The sequence below is a fragment of the Rossellomorea sp. ABR4_012 genome (genome assembly GCF_056159545.1).
This window is the reverse complement of the sequence record NZ_JBSWVK010000004.1, coordinates 404,088-426,705: the sequence shown is the minus strand read 5'-3', so window position 1 is coordinate 426,705 and position 22,618 is coordinate 404,088. Positions and strand designations below refer to the sequence as shown.

Below are 22,618 nucleotides of genomic sequence, written 5' to 3'. Positions count from 1 at the left end.
CTGCACTAGACGTCATCGAAGCGGTCGAAAAGAATCAATCGTATAGCAATTTATTGTTGAATTCTGTGATTGAAAAGAATGAGCTTCCCTCAAAGGACATAGGCCTCTTAACCGAGCTCACCTATGGAACGATACAGAGGAAATTGACATTGGACTATTTTCTTGCTCCATTCATCAAGGGGAAGCTGGACAACTGGGTGCGCCACTTGTTAAGGTTGTCTCTTTACCAAATTGTCTATCTGGACCGGATTCCAGATAGAGCTGTTTTACATGAAGCGGTGGAAATAGCCAAAAAGAGAGGACATAAAGGAATATCAGGCCTGGTGAATGGTGTGCTTCGATCTATTCAGAGAAAAGGCATCCCGAGCCTTGACGAAATAAAAGATCCCATCGAAAAAGTTTCCATAGAAACCAGTCATCCTTTCTGGCTGGTGAAACGCTGGGAAGAGCAATTCGGGCTGGATAAAACCCGTCAGATGTGTGAGATGAACCTGGTCGCGCCGAAACAGACAGCGCGTGTGAATACGACTAAACTGACAAGAGAAGAACTGATACAAAACTTAAGCAACAAAGGTGTAGAAGTGAAACCAAGTCCTATTACAGAAGAAGCTGTACAAACCCTGCGGGGGAATCTGGTGAAGACGGATGCTTACCGGAACGGCGAATTAACCATTCAGGACGAGAGCTCCATGCTTGTTGCGCATGCCCTCGAATTAAAAAAGAATATGAAAGTGCTTGATGCGTGTGCAGCCCCTGGAGGTAAAACAACTCACATCGCTGAACTGCTTGGAGGAACAGGCGAAGTACATGCATTGGATCTGCATAAGCACAAAGTCAAGCTGATTGATGAAAACGCCTCCCGTTTGGGTCTTTCGAATATATTCACGTCTACCCTGGACAGCAGGAAAGCCGGGGAGAAATTCGAAAGAGAGAGTTTTGATCGGATCCTTGTAGATGCCCCCTGCTCAGGATTGGGTGTTCTCAGAAGAAAACCGGATATCAAATACGCGAAAAAGGAAACTGATCTGCATTCTCTTCAAAAAATACAGCTGGACATTTTGTCAGCAACAGCGCCACTGCTTAAAAAAGACGGGATATTAGTATATAGTACCTGTACTGTAGATAAGAATGAAAATGAAGGGACGGTGCGTTCATTCTTAAGTGACCATCCAGAATTTACTGCCTATCATTTGAAAAATCTTCCGGAAGCGGTACAGCCGTTCATTGAAGAAAATGAACTGCAAGTATTTCCACAGGATTTTGGCGGCGACGGTTTTTATATTTCCTGCTTTATCAGAACAGGATCATGATCCGTTTTTTTGATGGAAAATATCGTAATTTGAATGAATTTGTACTTTGCAAGCAGGAAAATACTCGTTTTAAGTCGTACATGTACTAGAAGAACAGCATAACCTTTATAGGAAGATCGTTATATTGTTTTGTTCCACTCATGCTTTTGCCGATGCTTTTTCACTCTGGGTCTTTTGAACCATACACGAGGAAGCGGGTAGTGTGAAGGATGATGGAGCTTCTACATAGGGGAGCGGAAAGAAGAGAAGAGGTGACCTGAGTGAAAACTGTTTTTTATACGGATAAAGGGAAAGTGCGTCAACATAACGAAGACAGTGTCGATGTATTCAAAAATTCACATGGAGACTATCTCGCAGTTGTAGCTGATGGTATGGGCGGACATCGTGCGGGTGATGTGGCGAGTCAACTGGCGATTTCCACTTTGAAGGGAATCTGGGAAAATACGGATAAGTTTAAGACTGCAGACCAGGCTGAAAATTGGTTAAAAACGACTATTAACGAAGTGAACCAAGAAGTTTATAGTTATTCTCAATCCCATACAGAATGTGAGGGAATGGGCACAACCCTGGTCGGTGCGATATGCACCTCCCTGTTTGCGACCATTGTGAATATAGGGGACAGCAGGGGTTATATATTGAATGAAAATGGATTTCACCAGCTGACAGAGGACCATACATTGGTGAACGAACTCGTCAGAAGCGGTGAAATCTCCAAAGAAGATGCAGAGCATCACCCAAGGAAAAATGTGATCTTGAGAGCAATCGGAACAGAGACGACGATTTCAATGGACATTAAGACAATCATGTTTGAAGATGATGATGTTTTGCTTTTATGCTCGGATGGTTTATCAAATAAAGTTTCAGAACAAGAAATGAAAGAGATCTTATCAAATGATGACTCTCTCGAGAACAAAGGCGAGAAGCTCGTTCATTTGGCTAACGATTACGGCGGAGAAGACAACATCACCGTCCTCATCGTTGAGTATGCCGCTGAAACGGAAAGCGGGTGATAGTACATGATGAATGGAAAGCGCATCAGTGGCCGATACAGGATCATTAAACTGATCGGCGGCGGAGGGATGGCCAACGTATATCTTGCTCACGACATGATACTCGATCGTGAAGTTGCCATTAAAATGCTCCGAATGGATTTTGCAAATGAAGAAGAATTTATCAAACGGTTTCAACGGGAGGCACAATCTGCTACCAGCCTTGTCCACCCGAACATTGTCAGCATCTATGATGTCGGGGAAGAAGATGATCTCTATTATATCGTAATGGAATATGTACAAGGCATGACCTTGAAACAATACATACAGCAGCATTCACCTGTTGGCATCGATACGGCATTGGATATTATGAAACAGCTGACCCTGGCTATTTCTCATGCCCATCAAAATCATATCGTCCACCGGGATATCAAGCCCCATAACATATTGATCGATGAAGATGGCACGGTAAAAATCACTGATTTCGGAATTGCGATGGCACTTAGTGCCACCTCCATCACACAGACAAATTCTGTACTGGGCTCTGTGCATTATTTGTCTCCTGAACAGGCAAGAGGCGGCATGGCGACTAAGAAATCGGATATATATTCACTTGGAATCGTGATGTTCGAGTTATTGACCGGCCGACTGCCATTTTCCGGTGAGTCAGCTGTTTCAATCGCGTTGAAGCACTTGCAGTCGGAAACACCATCTTTGAGAAGGTGGAATCCTGATATACCGCAAAGTGTAGAGAACATTGTCCTCAAAGCAACTGCCAAAGACCCTTTCAGAAGGTATGACAGCCTTGAAGAAATGGATGATGATTTGACAACGGCACTCGATCCCGAACGGATGGATGAGCCTAAGTTCTCCGTTCCGATGGATGATGAAGCAACAAAGGCTATTCCTGTCATTACGGATGATAATGGTTCATCGAATCTCGATGATACCATCATCCACACTCAATCAAGTAATGACACGAAGCCGGCAGAACCAGTCAAGTCTGAAAAAGGTACCAAACCTGTAAAAGGTAAAAAGAAAAAAGTCCCCAAACAGAAGAAGAAAAGGAAGTGGCCGGTGCTGATCATCAGCTTGTTCTTTTTACTGATATTGTTGGGGGTTGCTGCAGTGACGTTGGTACCTGATTTGCTGGGTCCTAAGGAAATAGAGGTTCCTAATGTCGAAGGAAAAGAGCCTACAGAAGCAGTTTCCATAATCGTTTCTGCTGGGTTCGCGGTCGGAGAAACGAAAGAGATGTCGAGTGAAGAATTTCCTGAGGGACAAGTAATAAAAACAAATCCCAAGGAAGGCCGTATGGTAAATGAAGGTTCGTCAATTGATTTATATGTAAGTACTGGTAAGGAAAAGGTAGAGGTAGAGAATTTTAAAGGTAAGAACTTTGAAGAGGTTGTTTCTAGGCTTGAAGAACAGGGCTTTACTGTAAAGAAAGAAGAAGAACCATCAAATGAAGAAGAAGAGGGGACAATCATCGAGCAGGACCCTTCCCCTGGTGAAGAAGTCGTAGCAAGTGACACAACCATTACTCTTACTGTCAGTACAGGACCATCATCTTTTGAGTTGCTTGATTTAACAAACTTGAATCAAAAGGTACTTGATGATTATGCAAATTCTCGCGGTATTTCCATTGTAACTTCGGAAGAACAATATTCAGATGATATTTCTGAAGGACATGTGATTTCGCAGGGTACAAAACCAGGAACTCCAACATATCCAGGTGATACGGTGTATGTGGTGATGTCCAAGGGTCAAGAGCCTGTGAAAGAAAAAGAGGTTCCTTTAGAGATTACCGTCCCGTACAAAGGAGACGGAACAAAGCCTCAAATCGTCGAAATCTTCATAGAAGATAAGGACAGTACGTATGAAGACAGTGAAGAAAAAACTGGGATAACGGAAGAGACGAAATTTACTTTGAATTTCTTATTGGAAGAAGGCAAACAGGGTAAATACAAGATAATAGTCGACGAACAAGAGTATAAATCAGGTACCGTTGAGTATCCTAAAAACGAAGAATAAAGAATGAGCGGGACTGTACCCCGGGTTTCTGAAAACCTAAGGGGACAGTCCTCTTATTTTCCTTTATAATGGAATTATGATATAAAATGAAAGTATACATACGTGAATGTTAGCGATCTAAAAGGAGGTCCCGAATGGCAGAAGGGAAAATTATCAAAGCATTAAGTGGATTTTACTATGTTCTTTCCAATGGGGAAATCACGCAATGCCGTGGCAGAGGGGTGTTTCGTAAAAACAAAGTGACCCCTCTTGTAGGCGACTATGTGGAATTCCAAGCGGAGAACGAAACAGACGGCTATATCCTGAAGGTGTTTGAACGGAAGAATGAACTGGTGCGCCCTCCGATTGCAAATGTGGATCAGGCCATTTTAGTTTTCTCTGCACGGGAACCTGATTTCAGCACTGGGTTATTGGACCGGTTCCTTGTTTTGGTTGAAAGCAAGGATATAGACCCGCTCATATGTATAACGAAAATGGACTTGCTGAAATCCGAAGAAATAAAGGAAATTGAAGAGTATGTGGAGCATTACCGGTCTTTTGGATATGAAGTGGTCGTCACATCATCCAAGACCGAGCAGGGAATAGAAGAATTATCCCCATACATGAAAGATAAAACATCGGTATTTGCCGGCCAATCCGGAGTGGGCAAGTCGACCTTGTTGAATGTGATAAAACCCGAACTAGAGTTGAAAACAGCCATGATTTCATCTCACTTGGGGAGGGGGAAGCACACCACCCGCCATGTTGAGCTGATTCATATAGATAATGGATTAGTGGCGGATACGCCTGGGTTCAGTTCCTTGGAGTTTACCGATATTGAAGTCGAAGAGCTGCCACTTTATTTTCCTGAAATGGTGGAAGCGTCCGATCAATGTAAATTCAGGGGCTGCCTCCACATCAACGAACCAAAATGCGCGGTGAAGAATGCGGTTGACAAAGGTGATATCCCAAGTTACCGATATGACCACTACCTGACATTCCACCAAGAAATAAAAGACAGAAAGCCGAGGTACTAAGAAATGAAGATAGCACCATCCATTCTATCTGCAAATTTTGCAGAACTGGGAAAAGAAATTAAGGACGTCGAAAATGGAGGAGCGGATTATATCCATATCGATGTGATGGACGGCCATTTTGTACCGAACATCACGATGGGACCACTGGTGGTCAAAGCCGTTCGTCCCCTTACAGAACTTCCATTGGATGTTCATCTGATGATCGAGAACCCCGACCGGTATATCGAGGCATTCGCAGATGCTGGCGCTGACTACATCACGGTGCATGTCGAGGCAGCACCTCACCTGCACAGAACCATCCAGTTGATAAAGAGTAAAGGTGTTAAAGCAGGAGTCGTCTTGAATCCGGCTACGCCTGCCGACTGGGTAAAGCCAATCCTTGAGGATATCGATATGGTATTGTTAATGACGGTTAATCCAGGATTTGGAGGCCAGTCTTTCATTTCATCGGTCGTTCCTAAAATTAAGCAGATCCGAAGCTGGGCCGAAGAGGTAAACCCGGAGCTTGAAATAGAAGTGGACGGTGGAATCAATACAGAAACTGCAGCAGTATGCGCTGATGCTGGAGCAGATGTGTTTGTCGCAGGTTCAGCAATCTATAATCAAGCCGACAGAGGCGCAGCGATTAAGGAATTAAGAAAATCGCTTTCTAAATAGCTTTTAAAGACTGGTCCAGGGAGAAAAGATGGATCAGTCTATTTTATATACTCGAGGTGAAAACATTGGAATACTGTATCGTCGCAGGCGGACCAGAAAAATATATACCTGATTTGAAATCATTCAATTCCAATAATGTAAAATGGATCGGAGTTGACAGGGGCGTATATACCATCCTTCAAAACGATCTTGAACCTATTGGAGCATTCGGTGATTTCGACTCAGTGAATGATAAAGAATGGACATTGATTAAAGAGAAGGTAAAAACCGTAAATATGTACCAGCCCGAAAAAGATGAAACAGATTTAGAGCTTGCGCTTAATTGGGTATTCACCCAAAATCCCGACTCCATCAAGATATTCGGGGCATCGGGCGGCCGCCTGGATCATTTTATGGGGAATGTCCAACTATTGATGCAGCCGGACCTCCTGGAATCCGGTATAAAAAGTGAACTGATCGATGTTCAAAATCATCTCTGGATCGCAAATGCAGGAGAGCATATGGTAGTCGAACACCCTTCACACAAGTATATTTCGTTTGTCCCTATGACTGGATCTGTTGAGAATCTGACTCTCTCCGGTTTCAAATACCCGCTAAAAAACCGGAATATTTTCCGTGGTTCCACACTATGTATTAGTAATGAACTTATACAATCATCTGGTACTTTTTCTTTTACGAATGGCATATTAATGGTGATAAGAAGCAGCGACAGTGCTTCTTGACCCAATGAAGAAAGAAGACGTACTTAAATGCACCTGCTTGAATAGACTGAAATGATGTCAAGCGAAACATTACGTTCTTTAGATTGCGGGGAGGGACTGAAATGCGATTTTATACAATTAAATTACCTAAGTTCTTGGGTGGGCTTGTTCGAGCGATGTTAGGAACATTTAAAAAAGAATAATGATAGTATTGAAGGCAGCAGGGGGCTGCCTTCTTTTTTATGTGATAACTCCTTGGATTGGTTTAGCGGATAATCAAGCGTTTTTATTACATAACGAGACAATAAGCCATAAAGGTGTACGAAGAGGTGGAGGCGGAGTAAGTATATGCGTGCGTCATACCAATTAGGGTGTTTTCGCTTGTTTTTCATTTGTGTTTCAACATTTACGTGCCAAATTTCAGATTTACGTGCCACTTTTGAAAAATACGTGCCACTTTTCAGATTTACATCCCAGATTTAGAAAATACGTTCCACTTTCATAAAATACGTTCTACTTGTCGAAAAATCTTTAAGCTGCACGATCTTCAATAGTGTTCAGAAGTCCTAGCTCAGCTGACGGGCGGCTAGAGACTCGAGACATAAGCCAAGCCATCCAAAAAGGCAAAACCCGCCTTTCCGGCTTCCCTGTCTTATGCTTGTCGCCTAGCTTCTTCGCATTTCAACTTGTCCAGCTCCAGGGCTTAGAGGCACATGTCATAAGCCAAATCGCCCAAGAAGGCAAAGAACGCCTTCCTGTCCGATTCGTCTTATGCCACCCGCCTCTGAGCGAAGCCCTTCCGCTTTTCTAGCTGTCCAGCTCCAGTGGTCTGCTCCCGTTTGAAAATTAACCTTCGTCTTTTGAGGCAAAAAGCGCCTCTAAAGCCGAAGAACATTTTTCAAAGGGAGCAAAACGCCCACTTCCGCATTTCTTGTTGTCCAGCTCCGGCGGCTAGAGACTCGAGACATAAGCCAATCTTGCCCAAAAGGCAAAAAGCGCCTTTAGGGCAAGCTCGTCTTATGCTTGTCGTCTCTGACCAAGCCGCCTCCGCATTTCAACCTGTAAAGTATTTTTTCTTGAAAGCTTTTAATTGAACTGTTGCATTATGTGAGCTTGTGTGATAAATTATTAAAGTATCTTTATGAAAAAAGCGAAATGTAGAACTGAAATGTAACTTCAGCTTCTTGTTAGTGAGGAGGGAATAGATTATGGCAAAGAAATGCGTAGTAACAGGCCGTAAAGCTAGCGCTGGTAACGCTCGCTCTCACGCTATGAATGCGAACAAGCGTACTTGGGGTGCTAACCTGCAAAAAGTTCGTATTCTTGTGGACGGAAAACCTAAAAAAGTTTGGGTTTCTGCAAGAGCGTTGAAATCAGGTAAAGTTGAGCGTGTATAATACTTAAAAATGAGGAGACGTCTTTCTAGAAGGGCGTCTTTTTTCTATTTATAAGTGTAAAGCGAAATATTTTGGAAAAAATGATAGATATTGATGCAGAAATAGAGGATAGAATATACTTTAGCTTTCAATAAGCGCATAGTTATAGTAAAATGTTTTTAGCCAAGCATGTATTTAAAGGGGGAGAACATTCCATGTCCATCGAATTAAAAACGCAGTACGGACAAATTGATATTACAAATGATGTCATTGCAATGATTGCTGGAGGTGCAGCGGTGGATTGCTACGGAATCGTTGGAATGGCTTCAAAAAATCAAATTAAAGACGGTTTTACAGATATCTTACGTAAAGAAAACTTCACTCGCGGAGTGATTGTTCGTCAAGATGAAGAGGAAGTACATATTGATATGTATATTATTGTGAGCTATGGTACAAAAATTTCTGAGATTGCTCATAACGTACAATCCAAGGTTAAATATACCCTTGATAAGACCGTCGGCTTGGCGGTAGATTCAGTAAATATTTTTGTGCAGGGGGTTCGAGTAACGAACCCGTAGTGAGGAGGAAGATTTGTGTCGATTACATCTTTGGAAGGAAAACGTTTTGCGGAAATGGTCATCCAAGGCGCTGCTAAGCTGTCTGCTAATGCCCAGCTGGTTGACGCGCTGAACGTCTTTCCTGTTCCTGATGGTGATACTGGAACAAACATGAATTTATCAATGACTTCAGGTGCAAAGGAAGTCAGGCAGAATACCCAAGATCATCTTGGTAATGTTGCTTCTGCACTTTCAAAAGGGTTATTGATGGGAGCAAGAGGGAACTCAGGTGTTATCCTTTCCCAGTTGTTTAGAGGATTTGGAAAAGCAATCGAAGGGAAAAGCTCCTTAACAACTAAGGAATTCGCGGATGCATTGCAGTCTGGAGTAGAAACAGCATATAAAGCTGTAATGAAACCGGTCGAAGGAACGATCTTGACGGTAGCAAAGGACGCCGCTAAAAAAGGTGTGAGTTCTGCACAAAAAGAGAGAGATTTTGTAAAGGTGATGCAGGCTGTCGTAGATGAAGCAAAGGCTTCACTTGACCGTACACCTGATCTGCTTCCGGTATTAAAGGAAGTTGGAGTGGTTGATAGCGGCGGTCAGGGCCTATTATTCGTTTATGAAGGTTTCCTGGCTGAATTGAAAGGTGAAAAAGTTTCTGATCAGGCTTCATTGCCATCCATGAATGATCTTGTAAGTGCTGAACATCATAAGGCAGCTCAGGATTTCATGAGCACCGAAGACATTGAATTTGGCTATTGTACTGAATTCATGGTCAAATTTGAAGATGATAAGCAGGCATTTGACGAAGAGGACTTCCGCAATGATTTAAGTGAATTTGGTGATTCGCTGCTGGTGATCAGTGACGATGAGTTGGCAAAAGTACATATTCACTCAGAACAGCCTGGTAATGTTTTATCTTATGGACATAAATATGGCAGTCTCATCAATATAAAGATTGAAAATATGAGACAGCAGCACAGCAGCATCGTTGGTGAATCTCCTGCTGTTAAGACCGAGGCCCCACCTGTTAAGAAGGAAGTGGATTTCGCAATCGTGACGGTCGCCATGGGAGAGGGAGTTTCAGACCTCTTCAAGAGCATCGGTGCGACAGCGGTGATCGAAGGCGGACAGACGATGAATCCAAGCACTGAAGATATCGTGAAGGCTGTGGAGGAAGTGAATGCCAAGAAAGTCATCATCATGCCTAATAATAAAAATATTATCATGGCAGCGGAACAGGCAGCTGAGGTACTGGGCGCAGAAGTCGCTGTGGTTCCTACAAAGACTGTCCCGCAGGGGATGGCTGCATTACTGGCATTCAATCCTACCGCTTCTGTAGAAGATAATAAAAAGACGATGAGTGAAGCCTCAACACATGTGAAGACAGGTCAGGTCACGTATGCTGTAAGAGATACGAACATCGACGGTATAGCGATTTCGAAGGATGATTTCATGGGGATCGCAGAAGGCAAGATTGTGGTTGCAGAGAAGGATCGCTCGCAAACAGCAAAAAGTCTATTGGACGAGATGCTTGATGAAGATTCCGAAATTCTTACCATTCTATACGGTGAAGGTGTAACGGAAGAGGATGTAAATTCAATACAGGAATATGTAGAAGAAAATTATGAAGATGTGGAAGTGGAAGTTCATAACGGTAAACAGCCACTTTACTCCTATATATTCTCAGTTGAATAAAAGGATGAAGGGGACAGCGCTAAACGTGCGCTTGTCCCCTTAAATTATGTTAAAATAAAAGTAGTTTGCTTGTTTAGACAGGGGGAAATCTACGATGAAATACAAAAGTGTATTTGATATTATCGGTCCTGTAATGATTGGGCCATCAAGCTCTCACACTGCCGGGGCGGCACGAATCGGAAGGATTGCACGCAACCTCTTCCGCCGGGAGCCTAAGTGGGTATCGATTTCGTTTTACGGATCTTTCGCTAAAACGTATAAAGGACATGGAACAGACGTTGCGATTGTAGGGGGAATCCTTGATTATGATACGTATGATGAACGAATCATCCATTCAATCGATCAGGCAAGGAAAAAAGGTATCAGAGTAAAATTCCAGGAAGAGGATGCAGTTACGGACCATCCGAATACAGCAAGAATCCAAATGGGTGACGATCAGGGTGAGCTTGAACTTGTCGGAATCTCCATTGGGGGAGGAAAGGTCGAAATCATTGAATTGAATGGATTTGAACTGAAACTGTCAGGCCATCATCCTGCCATTTTGGTCGTTCACGATGATCGATTCGGTGCGATTGCTTCTGTTTCAAATATATTAGCCAAACACCAGTTGAACATCGGCCATATGGATGTTTCCAGAAAAGAAAAAGGCCAAATGGCACTTATGACGATCGAAGTGGATCAACCGATTGAGGAAGCCGTAATAGATGAAATCACATCACTTCCAAATATCACACAGGTAACAAGGATTTCAGATTAAATTACTATTTTTATGAGAACGTTTACATCAGCGTTGTGAGGAGGTTTCTACATGTTTAGAAATGTTGCCGAGTTAATTGAACTGGCTGAAAGTCAAAATAAAAAAATATCGGATATCATGATTGAGCAGGAGATCGAGTTTACAGGGAAATCTTATGACGAAATCTATGCTCAAATGGAAAAGAACCTTGAGGTTATGGAGCAGGCAGTCGCACGTGGCCTCGAAGGTGTAAAGTCTCATTCCGGCCTGACTGGCGGAGACGCTGTCCTTTTGCAGAAATATATCGAAAAAGGCAAGTCACTATCAGGAGACACCATCCTGGATGCAGTCAGTAAAGCCGTAGCTACAAATGAAGTGAATGCAGCAATGGGGACGATTTGTGCAACTCCGACAGCAGGTTCCGCCGGAGTAGTTCCTGGCACCTTATTTGCGGTGAAAAATAAATTAAACCCGTCAAAAGATGAAATGGTCAGGTTTTTATTTACGTCTGGTGCGTTTGGCTTTGTGGTTGCGAATAATGCTTCAATCTCTGGCGCAGCAGGAGGGTGTCAGGCCGAAGTGGGATCTGCAAGCGGAATGGCAGCGGCAGCTATTGTTGAAATGGCTGGGGGCACTCCCGGTCAATCTGCTGAGGCCATGGCCATTACATTGAAGAATATGCTCGGATTAGTATGCGACCCTGTCGCTGGGTTAGTGGAAGTACCTTGTGTCAAACGGAATGCAATGGGCGCTGCCAATGCGATGGTCGCAGCTGACATGGCGCTTGCCGGGATCACGAGCAGGATTCCGTGTGATGAAGTGATAGACGCTATGTATAAAATCGGTCAAACAATGCCTGTGGCTCTCAGGGAAACCGCTCAAGGCGGATTAGCCGCGACTCCTACAGGCAGGGAATTAGAAGCGAAAATTTTCGGGGTCTCTCTGAATAAACGTGAAGACTCATAATGAAGAGCTGACAATCCAGAATATAAAGGGGATTGGTGAGGAAACTGCACTGCAGCTGAATCAGATGGGGATATACAGCGTTCTGGATTTGTTGGAATATCTGCCTTATCGCTACGAGGATTACAGGCTGAGAGATCTGGAAGAAGTCGCACATGATGAGAGAGTCACTGTCGAAGGGAAAGTCCATTCCGAACCTTCACTGATGTATTATGGAAGAAAGAAATCCCGGCTGACCGTCAGGGTTCTGGTCGGAAGAAATTTAATTCAAGCGGTATTTTTCAATCAGCCTTACTTGAAAAAGAAGATCAAGCTTCATGATACGGTTACAGTGACGGGGAAATGGGATAAGAACAGGCAGGTCATAACCGCCCAGTATTTTCAGGGCGGCCCTCATAACAAAGAGGGTGACTTCGAACCGGTTTATTCTTTGAAAGGGAATGTGAAAAATAATACCCTGAGAAAATTCATTAAAAAAGCTTTCGCAGATTATCATCACATCATCTCGGAAAATCTGCCTTCCTCCATTTTGGATAAGTACAAGTTGATGAGCCGCGAGGAAGCACTTTACCAATTGCACTTTCCGTCTACCCCCTCTGATATGAAGCAGGCTCGACGAAGATTCGTTTACGAAGAATTTTTATTGTTTCAGCTTAAAATGCAAGCACTCCGGAAATTCGAAAGGGAACAATCATCAGGAATACAGCAGCATTATGATGTTGAAAAAATAAAAGCATTTACAGATTCACTCCCTTTCCCATTAACCGGGGCACAAAAAAGAGTGGTGAATGAAATTTCTTCAGACATGAAGTCCCCTTATCGAATGAACCGTCTTCTGCAAGGGGATGTAGGATCGGGAAAGACCGTCGTCGCAGCTATCGCCTTGTTTTCGTCTGTAACAGCAGGGTATCAGGGGGCTCTCATGGTCCCTACTGAAATCTTGGCAGAACAGCATGCAGAATCGATGAGTGAGCTTTTGTCCCCCGCCGGATTATCCGTCGCCCTTCTCACCAGTTCTGTAAAAGGAAAGAGACGAAAACTACTTTTAGAGAAATTAAAAGAAGGAGAAATCGATATCTTGATCGGTACTCATGCGCTGATCCAGGAAGATGTTGAATTCAAATCATTGGGCTTGGTTGTAACCGATGAACAACACCGTTTTGGTGTCAATCAAAGAAGAGTGTTAAGAGAAAAAGGAAAAAGTCCGGATGTTTTGTTTATGACAGCCACTCCAATACCCAGAACTCTTGCCATCACGGTTTTCGGAGAGATGGATGTGAGTATAATAGATGAGATGCCGGCAGGAAGAAAAGCGATTGAAACCTATTGGGCAAAAGCAGATATGCTCCCTCGTGTCTTGACATTTATGGATAAAGAGCTTGATCAGGGAAGGCAGGCATATGTCATCTGCCCGTTGATAGAGGAATCCGATAAATTGGATGTCCAGAACGCGATTGATGTCTACAATCAGCTTCTCGTTTATTTTGAAGGACGCTATAAAGTGGGACTCATGCATGGCAGGCTTCACCCGGATGAAAAAGAGGATGTTATGAGACAGTTCAGTTCCAATGACATCCAAGTCCTGGTATCAACAACCGTGGTAGAAGTCGGCGTCAATGTTCCAAACGCCACATTTATGCTCATTTATGATGCTGAGAGATTCGGTTTATCTCAGCTGCACCAATTACGGGGACGGGTGGGCCGAGGCGATAATCAGTCTTATTGCATTTTATTAGCAGAACCGAAAACAGAGGTCGGTAAAGAGCGGATGAAAATCATGACCGAAACCAATGACGGCTTTGTGTTAAGTGAGAAAGATCTTGAACTGCGAGGACCAGGTGATTTCTTTGGAAAAAAACAAAGCGGGCTTCCCGAATTCAAGGTAGCCGATATGGTACATGATTATCGGGCGTTGGAGGTTGCGAGAGATGATGCCGCCGCATTGATAAACTCCGAAGGCTTCTGGAAAGATGCAGAATGGCAGGAATTGCGTTCATTCTTATCGGATTCGGGTGTGATGGAAGGTGAAAAGCTCGACTAGAAAGGCAGATTGTGAGATTATTTCTTGCAATCTGCTTTTTTAGATTATATACTACTATTAGTACCTAGTACTAATAGTGGACGGTGTTAAATAATGAGACTTTCAAAAAAAGAAAGACAAGCGAACCTATTAGAAACGATAAAAGAAAATCCCTTTATCACGGATGAAGAATTGGCAGAGCGCTTCGTTGTAAGTGTACAAACAATACGCCTGGACCGGATGGAACTCTCGATTCCCGAGCTTCGTGAGCGCATTAAAAATGTAGCTGAAAAATCATTTGAAGATGAAGTTAAATCGCTGCCGATTGAAGAGGTCATAGGGGAAATTATTGATATAGATTTGGATGAAAGTGCAATTTCAATTTTCGATGTCAAAGCTGAACATGTTTTTGTGAGAAATAGAATTGCAAGGGGGCATCATCTGTTCGCACAGGCGAATTCACTTGCTGTCGCTGTAATAAATGATGAACTGGCTTTAACGGCCAAGTCCACGATCCGCTTTACGCGTCCAGTAAAAGAAGGCGAAAGAGTAGTGGCGAAGGCAAAGGTCCTACATAATAAAGTCGAAAGAGACCGAACAATGGTGGAGGTACATAGTTATGTTGGAGGAGAACTCGTATTCAGAGGGGACTTCGAAATGTACCGCTCCAAAAAAACAGAAAAGGATGAAGCATAGATGAAGTTAGCCGTTGATGCAATGGGCGGAGATCATGCTCCTAAAGATATTGTCCTTGGTGTTAAAAAAGCACTGGCAGAGTTTCATGATATAGAAGTGTTATTATATGGGGATGAAAGCAAAATAAAAGAGTGGCTGCCGTCTCATGAACGATTGACAATCGTACATACAAACGAAGTGATCGAAAGTACAGATGAACCTGTGCGCGCTGTCAAGAGAAAGAAGAATTCCTCCATGGTGTTGATGGCCCAGGCTGTGAAAAATGGTGAAGCCGATGCCTGCATTTCTGCAGGGAATACAGGAGCGCTGATGACAGCTGGCTTATTCATTGTGGGAAGGATCGATGGCATAGAGCGCCCAGCTCTTGCTCCAACCCTTCCGACCCTTGACGGGAGCGGCTTCTTGATGCTTGATTTAGGGGCAAATGTAGATGCCAAACCGGAACATTTGGTTCAATATGCGCTCATGGGCAGTATTTACTCTGAAAGAGTAAGAGGGATAAAACAGCCTCGTGTCGGTTTGTTAAATATCGGAACCGAAGACAAGAAAGGAAATGAACTGACAAAGAAAACGTTCAGCCTAATGAAAGACTCACCAGTGAATTTTGTGGGGAATGTAGAGTCCCGTGATTTATTGAATGGTGTGGCGGATGTCGTCGTCACGGACGGTTTCACGGGTAATATGGTATTGAAGACAATTGAAGGAACCGCGCTTTCAATCTTTTCACTATTGAAAAAAACACTCACTTCTTCTGTAAAGAACAAAATCGCTGCAGGCCTTGTGAAAAACGACTTAAAGGAACTGAAAGGGATGCTCGATTACACCGAATATGGAGGAGCGGGATTGTTCGGATTGAAAGCACCAGTCATCAAAGCCCATGGTTCATCCAATGATGTAGCTTTATACAATGCGATAAGACAGGCAAGGGAAATGGTGAAGAACGACGTATCAACTACCATAAAGGAAGCTGTAAAAGGAGGAGATGCACATGAGTAAAATTGCATTTGTTTTCCCCGGTCAGGGCTCTCAGACAGTCGGAATGGGGAAGGAATTGGCAGACAAGTATAATGAGGTTGGGGACTTTTTTAAAAAAGCGGACGAAAAACTTGGCACCGATCTATCCTCTATCATATTCGAAGGACCTCAGGAAGAGTTGACACAAACTACGAATGCTCAGCCTGCCTTGTTGACGACGAGTGTGGCGATCCTGGAGAGGCTGAAATCAGAAGGAATCCAAGCAGACTATGCAGCAGGGCACAGTTTGGGTGAGTATTCTGCGTTGGTTGCAGCTGGTTCCCTTTCTTTTGAAGATGCTGTCTATGCAGTAAGAAAAAGAGGGGAATTCATGGAAGAAGCCGTTCCGAGCGGTGAAGGAACAATGGCAGCTGTCCTTGGAATGGATAGAGAATCGTTAAAAGAAATCACGGATGGAGTAACTGATGAAGGTCATTCGGTCGGGCTGGCAAATCTGAACTGTCCTGGGCAGATCGTGATTTCCGGTACTGTAAAGGGAGTGGAAGCCGCTTCAGACCGTGCTAAAGAGGAAGGCGCAAAAAGAGTGATTCCTCTTCAAGTGAGCGGTCCTTTCCATTCACAGTTAATGAAGCCTGCTGCAGAGAAATTCGTTGGGATTCTGGATTCGATTGAAATCCGGAGTGCGGCTGTACCGGTCATTGCGAATGTGACGGCTTCACCTGTTTCTGATGCAGAGGAAATCAAGCGTTTGCTGATTGAACAGCTTTATTCCCCTGTATTATGGGAAGATACCGTTGAAAAACTATTGGACCTTGGGGTAGATACATTTATTGAAATAGGTTCGGGTAAAGTACTATCAGGTCTCATCAAAAAAGTGAATCGACGTGTGAAGACATTTGCAGTCCAAGATGAGGCTTCCTTGACTGAAGTGATTGAAAAGTTGAAGGAGGAAGCATAAATGAATTTAGATGGAAAAGTAGCACTGGTAACAGGTGCATCCAGGGGGATCGGCAGAGAGATTGCCCTTGAACTTGCCCGTGAAGGTGCAAAAGTAGTTGTTAACTATTCAGGCAGTGAGGCAAAAGCCAATGAAGTGGTTGACGAAATCAAGGGCATGGGAAGAGAAGCTGCCGCCATTCAATGTAATGTAGCCGACAATGACTCTGTACAGTCGATGATAAAAGAAACAATCAGTCAGTTCGGAGCATTGGACGTATTAGTCAATAACGCTGGTATCACAAAAGACAATTTATTGATGCGCATGAAGGAAAATGAATGGGATGATGTTATCAATATTAACCTTAAAGGTGTGTTCCTTTGCACGAAAGCAGTAACGCGTCAGATGATGAAACAACGAAGCGGACGCATTATCAATATCTCATCCATCGTTGGTGTAAGCGGTAATCCAGGGCAGGCGAATTATGTAGCAGCCAAGTCAGGTGTCATCGGTTTAACGAAGACAGCTGCAAAGGAGCTGGCACCGAGGGGAATTACAGTAAATGCGATTGCACCGGGCTTTATTTCCACTGATATGACTGATCAATTGCCGGAGGATGTACGTAGTGAAATGTTAAAGCAAATTCCATTGAACCGATTCGGAGATCCAAAGGATATCGCAAAAGTTGTAAGCTTTATCGCTTCTGAATCGTCTTCTTATATGACGGGGCAGACCCTTCATATTGATGGCGGAATGGTGATGTAGTAAGGACGAGGAATGAGGCTTAAGCCTGAAAAAATTTAAAAATCAGCTGATATGCTTTTCATTCCGGGTTAAAATACACTATAATACTTGAGGGGAGGTGACAAAAATGGCAGAAGTTTTAGATCGTGTAACAAAAATCATTGTTGATCGTCTAGGTGTAGATGAATCTCAAGTGACTCTTGAAGCTTCTTTCAAAGAAGACTTAGGAGCTGACTCCCTTGATGTAGTTGAGCTGGTAATGGAACTTGAAGATGAATTCGACATGGAAATTTCTGACGATGATGCTGAGAAAATTGGCACAGTAGGTGATGCTGTGAACTACATAAAAGCAAACGCATAATCGTTCGTTTGATTGCATTCGCTTATTTCAAAATAAGACTGTATGTACATCAATCATTTCAAACTTGGCAGAATTCCTCTGCCAAGTTTTTTGTCTTTTATCAAGCGTGTTTTTATATGTCGTGTAGAAAGTTAAATATAGTTATAAAGTGTATCCAGTAGTTGATTGGAGTGCAAGACAAAGACTCCTAACAGAAAAGCGGAAGGGCTTTGCTAAGAGGCGGGTGGCATAAGACGAATCGGCCATGAAGGCGCTCTTTGCCTTCTTGGTCGGTTTGGGTTATGACATGTGCCTCTAAGCCCTGAAGCTAGACAGTTATCTCTCTTTGACGAGGAGGCTCACCGACCGCCCGCGGAAAGCGAAGTCTTGCACGGAAATCAGCTGCGGCATTTAAGCATGTAATTCATATTCTAGATTTAAATTAACTTTTGATTATTTGTTTTATTTATCATAAACTTGATAAGTGTATATTTGAGAACCTATAGAGCAAGGTGGAGTGCTTTATGCGAAAGCATAGTAGAAACAAAGGAATAACTAGACAAAAGAATGATCTGAAATTCCAAAAATTTCAGGAGGAAATCGGAATCAAATTTCAAGATGAAAAACTTCTTAAACAAGCTTTCACTCATTCATCCTATGTGAATGAGCATCGCAGAAAACCTTATGAAGACAACGAACGCCTTGAATTTCTGGGCGATGCAGTTCTGGAATTGACTGTTTCGCAATTTCTCTTCAAAAAATATCCAATGATGTCAGAAGGTGAACTCACCAAGCTGAGAGCGGCAATTGTATGTGAACCTTCATTGGTCAAATTCTCAATCGAGATGAACTTCGGGGAATTGATCCTTTTGGGTAAGGGAGAAGAAATGACTGGCGGCAGGGAAAGGCCGGCTCTTTTGGCAGATGTCTTTGAGGCATTCATCGGAGCGGTATATCTTGATCAGGGACTTGATACAGTGATAAGTGTCCTTGAAAAAGTTGTCTATCCTAAAATAAATATCGGTGCTTTTTCTCATGTGATGGATTATAAAAGTCAATTGCAGGAGTTCGTTCAAAGAGGTAATGCAGGTACGATTGAGTATGGAATCCTTGAAGAAAGCGGTCCTGCACACAATCGCCAGTTTATTTCTCGTGTCTGTCTCAATGACGAGGAACTTGGCATAGGAAAAGGACGCTCGAAAAAGGAAGCGGAGCAGCAGGCTGCGCAAAGAGCGCTTGAAAAGCTAAAACAAAAGTTAGACGTGAAATAGGGGGAAAGAAGATGTTCCTCAAACAACTGGAAGTAATGGGGTTTAAGTCTTTTGCAGAAAGAATATCGGTGGAATTCGTACCGGGTGTCACGGCCGTAGTGGGACCGAATGGCAGCGGAAAAAGCAATATCATCGATGCGATACGATGGGTTTTAGGGGAGCAATCTGCCAAAAGTCTTCGCGGTTCAAAGATGGAAGATGTCATTTTTGCCGGGAGTGACTCCAGAAAAGCTCTGAACATAGCAGAAGTCACATTGGTTCTTGACAATGAAGATGGTGCTCTGCCGATCGATTATAGTGAAATAAGTGTAACGAGGAGGGTGTTCCGTTCAGGGGACAGCGAGTATCTCCTGAATAAGCAGCCCTGCAGACTTAAGGATATTATTGAGCTATTTATGGACTCGGGACTTGGGAAAGAAGCTTTTTCCATCATCAGTCAGGGGAAAGTGGAAGAAATATTAAATAGTAAGCCGGAAGAGAGAAGAACCATCTTTGAAGAAGCTGCCGGTGTGTTGAAATATAAATCGAGAAAAAAGAAAGCAGAATCCAAGCTCTTTGAAACCCAGGAAAACCTGAATCGTGTGAATGATATCCTTCATGAACTCGAAGGGCAGGTAGAGCCTCTTAAAATCCAGGCTTCGATGGCAAAGGATTATCTTGAGAAAAAAGAAGAACTCGAAAAGTTCGAAGTGGCTTTGACCGTCTATGATATTGAAGATCTACATAAACAATGGGAAAGTTTGAGTGTCGATTTTGAAAAACATGGAAAAGAGGAACTGGCACTTTCTTCACGTGTTCAAAAGAAAGAAGCTGCCCTGTCTCAGACCCGCGATAAAATTTCGGCTTTGGATGAATCCATCACGGGTCTCCAGGAGATATTGCTTTCTACAAGTGAAGAACTAGAGAAGCTGGAGGGCAGAAAGCAGGTTCTGATCGAGCGTAAGAAAAACTCATCCACCAATGAAACACAATTAAGACAGTCGATTGATGAGGCTGAGTTACGTTTAGATCAATTATCGTCGGAAAAAAACACCTTGCAGGAAAGTTTCAAAGCTATTGAAGCTGAAGTGAGTGCCCTTAAGCATGAACTGTCCACAAAACAGAGTCAGCTGAAGCACTACAGTGAGAATATCGAAGACATCATCGAATCATATAAGAGTGATTACATTGAAAAGCTGAATCAGCAGGCCACGGCTAAAAATGAAATCCAATACCTGCAGCAGCAGCTTGAACAGCAGTCGAGCAGGAGCGGGCGCTTGGAAGCAGAGAATGAAAAGTATGTTCATCAGCGGGAAGAACTGCAGAGAAAGCATAAAGGATTATCCAAGGAACTGCAGCAGCAAAAAGAAAAGATAGACGAGCATATTTTCTTATATAGAGAAGAGAAGAAAAAGCTTGAAACTGTCAGGGCAAAGTATGAAAAACAGGAAAAAACTCTCTATCAGGCCTATCAATACCTTCAACAGGCAAAATCCCGAAAAGAAATGCTCGAAGAAATGGAGGAGGATTACTCCGGATTTTTCCAGGGTGTCAAAGAAGTGTTAAAAGCACGAGATGGCGTCCTGAGAGGGATTGAAGGAGCTGTAGCGGAGCTGATTCAGGTTCCGAAGCAGTATGAAACGGCAATGGAAACTGCACTGTCTGCGTCCATGCAGCATATCGTTACAGCGACTGAAGAAGACGGCCGTAAAGCAATTGGCTATTTGAAAAAGAATCAATATGGACGAGCTACATTCCTCCCGATGAATATCATCAAAGGGAAATCCATTTCAGAAAGTCAGTTGAATATGCTAAAGGGGCATCCCTCCTTCATAGGAGTCGGATCAGATCTGATCAATTACGATTCACGCTACCAAATGATCATGTCCAATTTGCTTGGAAATGTGCTGATAACCAAGGATCTGAAGGGAGCAAGTGAAATCGCCAAACTTATACAGTACCGATACCGTCTGGTGACGCTTGACGGGGACGTTGTCAATCCTGGGGGTTCCATGAGCGGTGGTACGATTAAGCAGAAGAAAAATTCATTGCTTTCCAGAAAAGGAGAGCTTGAAGAAATGAAAGAGAAGCTTTCGGCGATGGAAATACAGACAGAGCAGCTTCAAGTCCAGGTGAAATCTCTTAAAGAAGAGAATGCTTTCAGAGAAAAGAAAATGGAAGAAATGAGAGTATCCGGAGAGCGCCAGCGCATGAAAGAACAAGAACTTTTATCTCAATTGCGTGAAAATGAATTATCTCAGCAAAACCTGGATGAGAGACTTTCATTGTATGACCTTGAAAAGAAGGATTATACATCCATTAAAGAAAAACATGATTCAAGAACAAGTGAATTGAAAAAATTGCTTGTTGAGATCCAACGCGAAATAAATGAGCTGGATAGTAAAATTGAAGAATTGACACTGCAAAAGAATTCGGAGCGAACCTCCAAAGATGCTTTGTCTGATGAAATAAGCGATATGAAAGCGAAATTGGCAGCACGGAATGAACAACTGGTGAATACGAGAAATCAGTTAGAGCGTGTAAAAGAAAATTTTGCAGAAACCGAAAAAAGGTTAAAGATATTAAAAGAAGACCTTCAATGGCTGCAAACTGAGATGAAGGACAATTTTTCAGGTGAGAAACAGCTTGTAGAAGAAGCAGAAAAATGTGCCGGACAAAAGACAGAAACGACAGAGCTTATTTCCATGCGTCGTGATGAACGGTTAAAGCTGCAGCAGTCAGTCGAAGACGAAGAACTTGAGCTGAAAGAATTAAAACGTCAGCACAAAGGCCTTGTAACCGCATTGAAAGACGAAGAAGTAAAGATCAATCGCCTTGACGTCGAGCTTGAAAACCGTCTGGATCATCTTCGAGAGGAATACATGCTATCCTTTGAGGCTGCGAAAACAGATTATCCGCTCACAATTGAAGTGGACGAAGCGCGAAGAAAAGTTAAACTTGTTAAATTAGCCCTCGAAGAGCTGGGAACGGTAAATATAGGAGCAATCGATGAGTACGAGCGCGTTAAGGAAAGATATGAATTCCTGCTCGAACAGAAGGATGATCTGACTGAAGCAAAAGACACTCTCTATCAAGTCATCAATGAAATGGATACAGAAATGATCAGACGTTTCGATCAGACATTTTCAGCGATTCAGGTTGAATTCGAGGGTGTCTTCCAAGCGCTATTTGGAGGCGGACGTGCTGAGCTTAAACTCACGGACCCATCAGATCTCCTTCATACAGGCGTCGACATTGTGGCACAGCCTCCTGGTAAGAAGCTTCAAAACCTTGGGCTGATGTCAGGTGGAGAAAGAGCGTTGACAGCGATCGCCCTCTTGTTCTCGATTCTGAAAATACGTCCGGTGCCATTCTGTATTCTTGATGAAGTCGAAGCGGCACTGGACGAAGCGAACGTACAGCGGTTCAGCCAATACTTAAAGAAATTCAGCGACGATACCCAATTTATCGTCATCACCCATCGTAAAGGGACGATGGAAGAGGCTCATGTACTGTACGGGGTGACGATGCAGGAATCAGGAGTGTCCAAGCTTGTTTCTGTAAGGCTCCAAGAGACAAATGAATTACTTGAAACTAAATAGGCGGGGTGTTGAAG

Annotated in this window: 20 protein-coding genes; all 20 read left to right on the top strand. The window is 43.2% G+C overall.

The annotated features are described in order from the left end of the window. The coding region (gene rsmB, locus ACXAFV_RS18135) for a 16S rRNA (cytosine(967)-C(5))-methyltransferase RsmB (RefSeq protein WP_475128505.1) at positions 1–1,310 on the top strand (1,310 nt) is incomplete at its 5' end. A gap of 260 nt (positions 1,311–1,570) precedes the next feature. After that, positions 1,571–2,320 (top strand): Stp1/IreP family PP2C-type Ser/Thr phosphatase, encoded by a 750-nt coding sequence (locus ACXAFV_RS18130; RefSeq protein ID WP_475128503.1) that lies wholly within the window; start codon positions 1,571–1,573, stop codon positions 2,318–2,320. Between the two features lie 6 nt (positions 2,321–2,326). After that, a complete protein-coding gene (gene pknB / locus ACXAFV_RS18125) occupies positions 2,327–4,333 on the top strand; it encodes a Stk1 family PASTA domain-containing Ser/Thr kinase (protein WP_475128502.1) in 2,007 nt (668 codons plus the stop codon). A 134-nt stretch (positions 4,334–4,467) separates the two neighbouring features. Further along, the gene (rsgA, locus tag ACXAFV_RS18120) at positions 4,468–5,349 is read left to right on the top strand and encodes a ribosome small subunit-dependent GTPase A (protein WP_475128501.1); all 882 of its coding nucleotides are present in this window, start codon (positions 4,468–4,470) and stop codon (positions 5,347–5,349) included. Positions 5,350–5,352: 3 nt separating this feature from the next. Continuing rightward, positions 5,353–6,006: a ribulose-phosphate 3-epimerase gene (rpe, locus tag ACXAFV_RS18115; protein ID WP_475128500.1), complete on the top strand. Its 654-nt coding sequence runs from the start codon at positions 5,353–5,355 to the stop codon at positions 6,004–6,006. A 65-nt stretch (positions 6,007–6,071) separates the two neighbouring features. Then, positions 6,072–6,728: a thiamine diphosphokinase gene (locus ACXAFV_RS18110; protein ID WP_475128499.1), complete on the top strand. Its 657-nt coding sequence runs from the start codon at positions 6,072–6,074 to the stop codon at positions 6,726–6,728. Between the two features lie 101 nt (positions 6,729–6,829). Continuing rightward, positions 6,830–6,910 carry a stage V sporulation protein SpoVM gene (gene spoVM / locus ACXAFV_RS18105; RefSeq protein ID WP_032088878.1) on the top strand — a complete coding sequence of 27 codons (81 nt, stop codon included), beginning with the start codon at positions 6,830–6,832 and terminating at the stop codon, positions 6,908–6,910. Positions 6,911–7,915: 1,005 nt separating this feature from the next. Next, the gene (gene rpmB, locus ACXAFV_RS18100; RefSeq protein WP_032088875.1) at positions 7,916–8,104 is read left to right on the top strand and encodes a 50S ribosomal protein L28; all 189 of its coding nucleotides are present in this window, start codon (positions 7,916–7,918) and stop codon (positions 8,102–8,104) included. Between the two features lie 194 nt (positions 8,105–8,298). Beyond that, the gene (locus tag ACXAFV_RS18095; protein ID WP_034755738.1) at positions 8,299–8,661 is read left to right on the top strand and encodes an Asp23/Gls24 family envelope stress response protein; all 363 of its coding nucleotides are present in this window, start codon (positions 8,299–8,301) and stop codon (positions 8,659–8,661) included. Positions 8,662–8,676: 15 nt separating this feature from the next. Further along, the gene (locus ACXAFV_RS18090) at positions 8,677–10,341 is read left to right on the top strand and encodes a DAK2 domain-containing protein (protein ID WP_475128498.1); all 1,665 of its coding nucleotides are present in this window, start codon (positions 8,677–8,679) and stop codon (positions 10,339–10,341) included. A gap of 94 nt (positions 10,342–10,435) precedes the next feature. Continuing rightward, the gene (sdaAB, locus tag ACXAFV_RS18085) at positions 10,436–11,098 is read left to right on the top strand and encodes an L-serine ammonia-lyase, iron-sulfur-dependent subunit beta (RefSeq protein ID WP_475128496.1); all 663 of its coding nucleotides are present in this window, start codon (positions 10,436–10,438) and stop codon (positions 11,096–11,098) included. A gap of 51 nt (positions 11,099–11,149) precedes the next feature. Continuing rightward, on the top strand, positions 11,150–12,043 hold the full coding sequence (gene sdaAA / locus ACXAFV_RS18080) for an L-serine ammonia-lyase, iron-sulfur-dependent, subunit alpha (RefSeq protein WP_475128495.1): 894 nt from the start codon (positions 11,150–11,152) through the stop codon (positions 12,041–12,043). Next, positions 12,030–14,081 (top strand): ATP-dependent DNA helicase RecG, encoded by a 2,052-nt coding sequence (gene recG, locus ACXAFV_RS18075; protein WP_475128493.1) that lies wholly within the window; start codon positions 12,030–12,032, stop codon positions 14,079–14,081. Before sdaAA ends, recG begins: the two co-directional genes overlap by 14 nt. Before the next feature lie 93 nt (positions 14,082–14,174). Continuing rightward, complete coding sequence (fapR, locus tag ACXAFV_RS18070; protein WP_475128492.1) at positions 14,175–14,756, top strand: transcription factor FapR; 582 nt, start codon at positions 14,175–14,177, stop codon at positions 14,754–14,756. Further along, on the top strand, positions 14,757–15,752 hold the full coding sequence (gene plsX, locus ACXAFV_RS18065; protein WP_475128490.1) for a phosphate acyltransferase PlsX: 996 nt from the start codon (positions 14,757–14,759) through the stop codon (positions 15,750–15,752). Beyond that, on the top strand, positions 15,745–16,689 hold the full coding sequence (gene fabD / locus ACXAFV_RS18060) for an ACP S-malonyltransferase (RefSeq protein ID WP_475128488.1): 945 nt from the start codon (positions 15,745–15,747) through the stop codon (positions 16,687–16,689). The genes plsX and fabD overlap by 8 nt, the downstream gene beginning before the upstream one ends. Beyond that, positions 16,690–17,433, top strand: coding sequence for a 3-oxoacyl-[acyl-carrier-protein] reductase (fabG, locus tag ACXAFV_RS18055; RefSeq protein WP_475128487.1), 744 nt, complete (start codon positions 16,690–16,692; stop codon positions 17,431–17,433). 106 nt (positions 17,434–17,539) lie between these two features. After that, on the top strand, positions 17,540–17,773 hold the full coding sequence (acpP, locus tag ACXAFV_RS18050; protein WP_032088865.1) for an acyl carrier protein: 234 nt from the start codon (positions 17,540–17,542) through the stop codon (positions 17,771–17,773). A gap of 503 nt (positions 17,774–18,276) precedes the next feature. Next, a complete protein-coding gene (rnc, locus tag ACXAFV_RS18045; protein WP_475128486.1) occupies positions 18,277–19,023 on the top strand; it encodes a ribonuclease III in 747 nt (248 codons plus the stop codon). Between the two features lie 11 nt (positions 19,024–19,034). Then, positions 19,035–22,604 (top strand): chromosome segregation protein SMC, encoded by a 3,570-nt coding sequence (gene smc / locus ACXAFV_RS18040; RefSeq protein ID WP_475128485.1) that lies wholly within the window; start codon positions 19,035–19,037, stop codon positions 22,602–22,604. The last annotated feature ends 14 nt before the right edge of the window (positions 22,605–22,618 follow it).